The organism is Mycobacterium sp. TH-M116 (assembly GCF_057473685.1).
The window spans coordinates 1-1,885 of record NZ_JBYCLC010000028.1 but is presented as its reverse complement, the minus strand read 5'-3'; the positions used below and the strand labels follow the sequence as shown (position 1 = coordinate 1,885).

At 65.0% G+C, this 1,885-nt stretch carries 6 protein-coding genes; 2 read left to right on the top strand and 4 right to left on the bottom strand.

The annotated features are described in order from the left end of the window. The 4 genes from AC2VOK_RS01200 to AC2VOK_RS01185 form a co-directional block, all read right to left on the bottom strand. On the bottom strand, positions 1-140 hold a 140-nt coding region (locus AC2VOK_RS01200; RefSeq protein WP_421527949.1), incomplete at its 3' end, for a type II toxin-antitoxin system YoeB family toxin. After that, positions 137-412 (bottom strand): type II toxin-antitoxin system Phd/YefM family antitoxin, encoded by a 276-nt coding sequence (locus AC2VOK_RS01195; protein WP_343709891.1) that lies wholly within the window; start codon positions 410-412, stop codon positions 137-139. The genes AC2VOK_RS01195 and AC2VOK_RS01200, both read right to left, overlap by 4 nt. A 130-nt stretch (positions 413-542) precedes the next feature. Then, positions 543-935: a type II toxin-antitoxin system VapC family toxin gene (locus AC2VOK_RS01190; protein ID WP_343709892.1), complete on the bottom strand. Its 393-nt coding sequence runs from the start codon at positions 933-935 to the stop codon at positions 543-545. After that, positions 920-1,165: a type II toxin-antitoxin system Phd/YefM family antitoxin gene (locus AC2VOK_RS01185; protein ID WP_343709893.1), complete on the bottom strand. Its 246-nt coding sequence runs from the start codon at positions 1,163-1,165 to the stop codon at positions 920-922. Before AC2VOK_RS01185 ends, AC2VOK_RS01190 begins: the two co-directional genes overlap by 16 nt. Positions 1,166-1,532: 367 nt before the next feature. On the opposite strand from AC2VOK_RS01185, the gene AC2VOK_RS01180 reads away from it, so the two are divergent. Next, positions 1,533-1,769, top strand: a complete 237-nt coding sequence (locus AC2VOK_RS01180; protein ID WP_428898846.1) for a type II toxin-antitoxin system antitoxin MazE7 — start codon at positions 1,533-1,535, stop codon at positions 1,767-1,769. Further along, on the top strand, positions 1,762-1,885 hold a 124-nt coding region (locus tag AC2VOK_RS01175; protein ID WP_428898847.1), incomplete at its 3' end, for a type II toxin-antitoxin system PemK/MazF family toxin. The genes AC2VOK_RS01180 and AC2VOK_RS01175, both read left to right, overlap by 8 nt.

Genomic DNA, 1,885 nt, shown 5'->3' with positions numbered 1-1,885 from the left:
TCGGGCTTGCCGATCCCGTCGAATGGATCGCGTTGGATCTCTGCGATCAGGCGGGTGATCCGCCGGGCGGTCTTGCGGTCCGAGGCCAGCCAGAAGAGGAAGTCCTGCCAGGCATCGGGGTCGAAGTGGATACTCCTCACTCCTGGCCGCCGGCCATCTCTCGCAGCTCGTCGATGGATTTGGCGACGGCGGACTGCCCGGCTTTGTCGCGGGCGACCGCGTCCATCAGCCGCCTGGCGTTTTCTGGGGAGCGCAGCAGGTAGACGGTTTCCTGCCACGAGTCGTAGTCATCGGCGGACATGAGCACCGCATCTCCGCTCTTGGAGGTGATGCGCACCGGCTCGTGATCGGTGTTGACTTGCTCGAGCAGGGGGAACAGGCGCCGCCTGGCGTCGCTCGCGCTGATACTCATGGTGATCCTGCCTGAAAGTAGGTACAGAAAACCTGTACTTTAATGGTACAGGATAACGGTACGTCGAAGCTTTCCTGCGGTAGTCGAACTTGACGGCTCGGCGCTTTTCTCGGTGACGTGTCCCGTGCGGTCAGACCGCCACGACGTCCACCACGTCGCCGAGGCCGTCAAAGTCGTCGGCGTTGCGGGTGTAAAGCCGGGCAGAATGAGCGTGGGCGGTCGCCGCTATCAGCAGGTCCATCGATCGCGCTCGCGGCTGACGTCCCGCGTCAACGACGGCTGCCGCCACCTGACCATAGCTCGCCGCCACGGCATCATCGACAGGCAGCGCGTCGAACTTACGCTGAACGACCAGCAGGCGCCGTAGCCGCTCGGAGCGCGCCTTTTGTTCATGTGCCACCAGAACCCCGAAGTGCAGTTCGGCCACTGTGATTGCGCTGATGGCCAACTCGCCGTCAAGAGGCTCGACATCCGTCGCAATGACCACACTGGTGTCGAGGATCGCTCTCACTGCTTCATCCACGGGTCGCGTATTTCCTGGGCGATTGCCTCACGGTCGGCATTCCACGCGGGATCTGCGGGCCCCGCGAACAGTTCGGACACATCGGCCCACCGCCTCCAAGCTCGAGAAGCCGCGGGAACAAGCCGGGCTCCAGGACGTCCGGCCACGGTGATGGTGATCTCCTCGCCTTCTCCGGCGCGGCGCACGAATTCGGAGGCGTTCTGCCGCAGCTCGCGTAATCCGATCTTCACGTGACCAGGGTAGCGCATGTATAACTTGTGCTACGTCTGGCATGAGGCTACATGCGGCCCAGCCCCCGATCGCCGAACTGCATGAACTGCGGCATGCGCTGGCGGTCTGACGCATCGAGTGTTCTTCGGCGCTGGCACAGATTGTCGCCATGTGGAGATTGTCGCCTCGCTGGAGCAGCCAAGGTGGTCATCGTGAGCGACCCGCGAAGGTGGGCGGAACAGGCGGCCGGAGCCGAAAGGGGCGACGGGTGCTGACGCGCCGCTCACCGGCGGCCGCTCATCGAGTGGGGGCAGGTGTGTGTGGCCGGCGTCGATCCCGCCAAGGCGAGTTAGCGCCCGTTTATGGCGACACAAGTAAGCTATGTAGATGGCTACACCTACCACAACGATCAGGGTGCCGGTCCAGACTCGCGACCGGCTGGCAGCCCAGGCCCGCGAACGCGGCATCTCCATTGCCGCTCTTCTCTCGGAGCTCGCCTCGCGTGCCCAGCGCGAGGCCAGCTTCCGCGCCGAACGCGACGCCACGCGCGCCGAGTCGACCGCCGCCGAAGTACGCGAGGAGGACCACGACTGGGACGACTCCGTCGCTGACGGCCTTGCCTGAACCGCGACGAGGCGACGTCTGGCTGGTGGCACTTGGAGCCGCGCGCGCCGGTGAGCCCGGCAAACACCGCCCGGCCGTCATCGTTTCCGTTGATGAGATACTCGCCGGGGTCGATG